The sequence below is a fragment of the Psychrobacter glacincola genome, assembly GCF_904846215.1.
Taxonomy (GTDB): Bacteria; Pseudomonadota; Gammaproteobacteria; order Pseudomonadales; family Moraxellaceae; genus Psychrobacter; species Psychrobacter glacincola.
This window is the reverse complement of record NZ_CAJGZK010000117.1, coordinates 1-501: the sequence shown is the minus strand read 5'-3', so window position 1 is coordinate 501 and position 501 is coordinate 1. Positions and strand designations below refer to the sequence as shown.

Annotated in this window: 1 protein-coding gene; it reads right to left on the bottom strand. The window is 45.5% G+C overall.

The annotated features are described in order from the left end of the window. The coding region (locus tag JMW90_RS13685) for a methionyl-tRNA formyltransferase (RefSeq protein ID WP_265089253.1) at nucleotides 1-501 on the bottom strand (501 nt) is incomplete at both ends.

Here is a 501-nt window from a genome sequence, read left to right as displayed (position 1 = left end):
CACCAAGCTCAGCCATTTTATCATGTAGGCTGGCAGCCGTATCATCAGACTCAATACTAGCACTGACTTTATAAAGCATGTCTCCAGTATCAAGCCCTTTATTCATCTGCATAATAGTAACGCCAGTCTCACTATCACCAGCCAATAATGCGCGGTGAATAGGCGCTGCACCACGCCAGCGTGGTAATAATGAGGCGTGGATGTTTAAGCAACCATAAGTCGGCGTATTCAAGACACCAACAGGAAGAATCAACCCATAAGCAGCAACAATCATTACATCGGGTTGATAATCTTGCAAAGTTTGCCTTGCTATTACCCCTTCTATACTTGATTTTTTAAAGGTCTCTGGCTGTCCAACAGCGATATCATGTGCCAATGCTACTTGCTTGACCGCAGATGCCGCCAGCTTTTGTCCGCGGCCAGCTTTACGATCAGGCTGACTATAGACCGCTACAATACTGATATTCAATGCCTGTTGCTGCTTGATTAATGCCTCAAGAC